Genomic DNA, 5715 nt, shown 5'->3' with positions numbered 1-5715 from the left:
GTCACCCTGCATTGCTGCAGGGGTCGCTCACTCAAAATACTGACCGTCACCTCATTGCTGAGATAACGTATTTCTTTTTCGTGAACATTTGATAATTTAAGTAATCAAGAACCGAAGCTCTTGGCACCTTCATCAAACGCCCACACTTATCGACTGTTAATTTTTAAAGAACTTTATTCGGTACTGCATCATCTGCTGTTTGCTTCGAATCGTTGTGTTCGTCAGCAGCAGAGAAGAGAGAGTATGAAGCGTTTCTTAAATCTCGTCAACCCTCTTTTTCCTTTCGCTTTTCGCTGTCTTGGAGACTGCGTCTGCGTCGGGAGAACGAGACTATAACAAAACGATGACACACTGTGCAAGCCCTTCCTTATGCCTCTTGCATCGCGCCTGATAGTCGAACACTATCAAACCGTTCAAGATAATTCGCTTTCAGCCATAAGCGAGAATCATTATCATTGGCTCTACAGTCATCAACCGAAGTAAACAGGCAACGTCATGGTCATCGCAGCGAAGAAAACCAGTCAGGTCATCACCCACATGGCGATCGCCTTCACGATCGCCTACGCAATGACCGGCTCCGTCATGTTCAGCGGCCTGGCCGTCATCATCGAGCCAGTGATCAACGTTCTCCTCCTCCCCTTCCATGAGAAGGCCTGGGCCGCCGTCCGTGCGCGAGCGGATTCCGAGCGTGATCGCTATGTGAGGATTGCCGCCGAAAAGGTCAGCCAGACGCTGATGCATATGGGCGTGGCCTTCGCCGTCATCTATGGCGCGACCGGCTCGCTCGCTTTCGGTGGCCTGGTCGCGATCCTGGAGCCAGTATGTAATGTGCTGCTGCTTCCGATCCACGACCGGTTCTGGGACAGGCTTGAATTGCGCATCAATGGTGGAATGCACGCCGCCTGAAGCAGCCCCAATCACCGAGCCCGCCAGTCACCCACCGGCGGGCTTTTTTTACGTGCACCAAATTCACGCCGGCGGCGGCTCGGGTGCGCCGCCCTTAAGCTGGCGGAAAAGATGCCATGTCATCGCCGCCAGTGCCACGACACCCCCGACCAGCAGCGCCCATAGCCATCCGCGCTGGCTACCTGACTCGCTGGCGGCGACATCGTCTGCAGTTTTGCTGGACAACTGCTGCCGTATCAAATCGCCGGGCTTGGCCGCCTCGACCAAGGCCAGCTCACGTGCGCTGAAACCTGGCGCGACCTGGGGCAAACCGACACGGACCGAACGCGCGCCCGTGCGTCCGAAAGCAAGGCGGTAAGGTGGCGTGCCGCCGGCAACGAACACCATACTCGCGGGTGTCCAGCCCAGACGCAAATCCGGGTGCTCGGACACCTCGGTCTGGGGCCGCACGACCCACTGCGAAGCATGGGTCACGGGAATCTCGACATCACCCGATGCCCGATGGTGCCCGTCCTGGACCATCTGGTAGAACGTCGCGTTCACCAGCGACTGCAACTTCGGCGAAGTCCGCTCACCCGCCTTGCGTTTGCGGGCGGCCTGATACTGGCCAGCCTGCACCGGCATGACGATGTTCTGGCCCTTGAACACGAGGCCGAGCGAACGCGCGGGCACCGCGATCGGCGCCGTATAAATCAGGTCCCGCCCCTCGGTGCCTGGAATACCCTGCAGGACGATGGTTTCTTGATGCCGGGCCGTCGGCCGCTCCACCACATACTCGGCATGAATCGCAGAGAATGCGACCGGCCTGCCGTCCAGCCAACGGATGCGGGCGTAGCGCAACGGTCGCGGCGCGAACTCGATGCGGTGCTTCTGCACGCTCGCCCCCTGTTCATTGACCAGCCAGCTCACCGCCGCCTTGGCCACCTCGTGCCAGCTTTGCAGGTCGTCGCTGACGTCGAGCGCTACCCAGGCGTTGTAACTTGTTATCCCAGGCGGCAGGGACAAAGCCAGGGCCCCTACTGGCGCCGCCGCATCGACCTGCGCCGCGCGTGCGGCTGCTCTCAGGTCGAGGACGAGGCTCACCAGCTCATCGCTGACCGTGCGCGATGGAGCCGTCACCGAAATGACCGCGCCATCGGTTCCGGTACGAATCTGCAGGCTGTCGTGCACACGGTCGGCATCGCGGGCAGGACCGTGCACGGGAAAGATGGCAACCGGCGTAGCGGGCCTGTTCACGATCGCTGGAGGCGCCAGGTCGACCAAGGCGAACGGCATCGACCGGCCTACGGAGTCGAACACTCGCAGGTCGTCAAGTTCCGGCGAACGCGCGTTGAGATACACATCGCGCGGCACCGGCAGTTGCATGACTGCCTGGTTGGCGCCGACACTGAGCGCAAGGATGTGCGAATAGCGGTCCGGCGCATCGCCCGGACTGGCGCCGGCGCCGGTAAAGGACATCATCAGCGCCGCAGCGACGACGGCATGCCGGTCGGGAAATGCGCACATGGTATTCTCCAGTTCAGATCAAGCAGGAGCAGAAGCAGCCGACGGCGCGCCTTGCGCTGCTTTTGGATATGGCGCGAAGTAGCCGACCAGCAGCAGTAGCAGCCCAACCCCAACGAAGGACACCACGCGCGCGATGCTGCCACCGTTGGCCAAGTCGACCAGGAACAACTTCACGACCACGACGCCGAGCATGACGGCCCCGCCCCACCAACCACGCCGCATTGCCAAGCGCGCGGAAAACCGCATGAGCACCAGCGCGCTCGTACTCCACACCAGCGACAGCATGGCTTGCACGAACTGCGAAGCGGCCAGCTCGCCGAATCGGTAGTCGATGCCGACGTAGTGCGCCACGCTGCGCAACAGGATGAGATTGAACCAGACATAGGCGGCGATTGCCGCGCCGATCTTCAGCCGCTGCAGCAGCGCGTTGTGAAGTCCGGCCTGGCTGGCGAGCTGGCGCAGCGCACTGGCCCACAGCATCAACACGAAGCCGGTGGTCAGGTCGAGAGGATTCAGCAGCGGCAAATAGGGCAAGGGGGCCATGGCGCCGTCATGGCCCAGGTTCCAGACCACGACCAGCATCGCCATCAATGCGGTGCCGCTGGGGATGACGACAGTGCGATACCACTGGCCCAGCGGTGCGCATGGCCAGCCGTCGGCCAGGCTGCGGCGCAGCAGGAACACGAGGGCCAGCATCATGAACCAGCTCGGCAGGTAGTTGCTCCAGGCGGCATCGATGGCCCAATCGGCTTGTACCGCGAGTAGCGGATCGGTGGGCCCGGCAAGCCAGCTGTCGATCACGATGGCGCCGGCGGGCCATAGGGCCAGCCACGGTCCGCCGGTGCGCACCGCGTGCAGGAATCCGAGCAGGTATCGATTGAGTTCCGCACCGCCTGCGCTCCAGCGCAGCATCGCATACTCGCTGCTGGCCCACAGGATCGCCCAGGCGATCCAACTCGCCGCTTCGGGTAGCGTGTGCGTCGCATACAGCGTTTTCAAGGTGGCCGCCGTGACCAGGGCCAGCATGCCCCAGCAGGCAGTGGCGAGCCAGCGCAGTTGCGGCCACGCCAGGCGTGGTGCGAGCCGCATGCCGGCAATGGTGGTGAGCGCGACCGCCGCTGCGTACATCAAGGTCCAGCGCGCAGTTGGATTACCCAGCTCCGCAGGCAGGAAATCGATCATCCTGCCTGCCGCAATTTTAAGGACGGGACCGAACCACCAGATGCCCGCCCACAGCAGGAGGGCTGAGGCGGCCGCGCTGCCGGACTGCCCGGCATCTGGCTGCCCGACGTCGGCGCGCCGCAGCATGCGGCTGGTCACGAATGCCGCGACGGCCAGCATGACGACGCCCAGCAGGGGCTGTTCCCCGCTGGTCTCGAGCATCGCGGTGAACGACCATCCCCGCGCACAGACGATTCCCACGGCCGCGGCGCCTGCGATCTGGGCCGCCAGGGCCAGCCCGCGCGCCAGCGGCCACGCCGTGCGGACGCCGACAAGGTACAACAGCACGGCCGTAAACAAGGCGCCACTCACCATCCAGTTCGCCAGGGCGCCGCGGGCGGTACGAAGGACCGCTTCGCTCCAGCATGCGCCAAGCAGGGCGACTGCGGCCAGCAACAGGCCGACCCCGGCAACCTCCCGCAAGCAGTCGTCATCGCCCGCATGCTTGCGCAGGTCGGTCGCGATGACGAATGCACTGGCACCGAGCAGCAGGAATCCCAGCCATAGCTTGGCCGCGAGTGCAGTGTCGGCAGTGAGACCGGTCGCTGCGGCGATGAAGCTCACCCAGGCGCCCACTTGCAGCAGCAGCCCGAATACGAGGGCAAGCTGACGCCGGTTACGCAGGCCGAGCCAGACAAATCCTGCGCCTTCGAGCGCCCATGCGGCCGAAGTCCAGCGCGCATCGAGCGCAAACGGAACGGCGAGCGTGCCGAAGATGACGCCAACTACGGCGAAGGTCTCGACCATCAGGCGCAAGCGCTCCTGTCCGCTGCGCCACAGCGAGATGCCGAGGGCCAGATAAAATCCGCCCAGGCCGAGCGCAGTAAAGGCAAGGCCGAACGGCATGTCTCTGACCAGGCCGACCTGGAACCCGAATGCGAGCAGCGGCGTGCCCAGGACCAGCGTGATGTCGACGTCGTCCTTCTTGCGCGTTCTTTCACGGGTCGCGAACGCAAGCGGAATCGCAACGTAGCACAGGAAGAACAGGATCAGGAACACCTGCGCCGACCAAGAATTCCGGGGAGTAGCGCAACCCGCCCCAGGCGGCGCCGATGATGAAGGTGAAGACGAACCCCAGCAGATTGAGCGAGTGCCATGAACGCATGAAGGCCAGGACGAACACGCCGGTGTTGAGCAGTGCGTAGTAGGTGAAGAGTGCGATGTGGTTCCCGACTTCGCCGCTCGCCAGTAACACGGGAGATGCGAAGCCGCCGGTGATGCCGAAAACCGCGAGCCAGGGGGCTTCTTGCAGGACTGCCAGCAGGCAGGTAAAAGCGGTGAGGCACGCCAGCAGTGCGAACGCGAAACCGGAAGGGATCAGCGCGTAGAGTTGATAAGCACTAAAGATCACCAGCATCAGGATGGCGATCGCCGTACCCTGGATCGGCAGTGCGAGCTCCCTGCGCGTCAAGCGCAGGCGCCACCCCCAGGCCAGCAATCCGATGTCGGCCAGGACCACGGCGGCCAGGCGCAGCTCGATCGGGATGGTAAAAGTCACGGCGACATACTTGAGCAGAAAGCCGATGCCGATGAAAAGGATCACGAGACCGAGCTTGGCGACCAGGTTGCCGGTCAAAAGCCAGTTCCGGGCGGCAATGAGCCAGCGTGGTGGCGGTGGTTCCAGGTAGGGAGCCGGAACTGGCTCTTCCTGAAATGGGGGCGTGGCTTGGGCGCTGACAGGGATTGCCGGCTCGGGCGTCGGCTCGGGCGGAGGCATCTTGGCGAAATCGGGCAGTGGCGCTACAACCGGAACCATGTTGTCAGGTTGCCGCGCGGACTTCGTGCGAGATCGGCGCGTCGTGATTCGGTGTAGCTGCTCGTTCAAGGCCTTGAGCCGCTTCTCCAGGTCGGCGATTCTGCTCTCTTTGCTCAATCCCATGAGCCATGCGACAAGAAACGGGTAACCCAGGATTGCCAGTACCACGAAGCCGAGCTCATGCATAGTCGCCTCAACGTGTGATGTTGGTAAGCGTCCAACCGCCCCACCTTCACAGCGGAATCAGGTCGGCGTAGAGTCCGGAAATGGCAGCAGCGAATCGATTCGGCTGTTCGGGCAGGTAGGCAGTTTCTCGAGTGTCTCAG

3 protein-coding genes and 1 pseudogene are annotated in these 5715 nt (G+C 62.9%); 1 reads left to right on the top strand and 3 read right to left on the bottom strand.

All coding sequences use genetic code 11. From position 1 onward, the window contains the following. Positions 1-495 precede the first annotated feature (495 nt). Positions 496-906, top strand: a complete 411-nt coding sequence (locus AC56KW_RS26040) for a DUF2061 domain-containing protein (RefSeq protein ID WP_497173530.1) — start codon at positions 496-498, stop codon at positions 904-906. A 63-nt stretch (positions 907-969) separates the two neighbouring features. On the opposite strand, the gene AC56KW_RS26035 is transcribed toward AC56KW_RS26040, so the two are convergent. The 3 genes and pseudogenes from AC56KW_RS26035 to AC56KW_RS26025 all read right to left on the bottom strand — a co-directional run. Next, positions 970-2412, bottom strand: a complete 1443-nt coding sequence (locus tag AC56KW_RS26035; protein WP_497173529.1) for a DUF3999 family protein — start codon at positions 2410-2412, stop codon at positions 970-972. 18 nt (positions 2413-2430) lie between these two features. Then, positions 2431-3636 (bottom strand): DUF2339 domain-containing protein, encoded by a 1206-nt coding sequence (locus AC56KW_RS26030; RefSeq protein WP_497173531.1) that lies wholly within the window; start codon positions 3634-3636, stop codon positions 2431-2433. A gap of 51 nt (positions 3637-3687) precedes the next feature. Continuing rightward, positions 3688-5350 (bottom strand): annotated as a pseudogene (locus AC56KW_RS26025) (DUF2339 domain-containing protein); the annotation flags it as partial. Between the last annotated feature and the right edge of the window lie 365 nt (positions 5351-5715).

The organism is Telluria sp. RT2P19 (assembly GCF_059685725.1).
The sequence above is the reverse complement of the archived record's forward strand: the minus strand, read 5'-3'. Positions and strand labels throughout refer to the sequence as shown.